Annotated in this window: 1 protein-coding gene; it reads left to right on the plus strand. The window is 66.8% G+C overall.

From position 1 onward, the window contains the following. On the plus strand, positions 1 to 274 hold a 274-nt coding region (locus IH68_RS51470; protein WP_037886785.1), incomplete at both ends, for a cobalamin-dependent protein.

Consider the following 274-nt stretch of genomic DNA (forward strand, 5'->3'; position numbering starts at 1 on the left):
CATCGTGCTGGCCACCGTGCGCGGCGACGTGCACGACATCGGCAAGAACCTCGTCGACATCATCCTGTCCAACAACGGCTACAACGTCGTCAACCTCGGCATCAAGCAGCCCGTCTCGGCGATCCTGGAGGCCGCCGCCGAGCACCGCGCCGACGTGATCGGCATGTCCGGGCTGCTGGTCAAGTCCACGGTGATCATGAAGGAGAACCTGGAGGAGCTCAACCAGCGCGGCCTGGCCGCCGACTTCCCGGTCATCCTCGGCGGCGCCGCGCTC

The sequence above is a fragment of the Streptomyces sp. NRRL S-646 genome (genome assembly GCF_000720765.1).
Classification (GTDB): domain Bacteria; phylum Actinomycetota; class Actinomycetes; order Streptomycetales; family Streptomycetaceae; genus Streptomyces.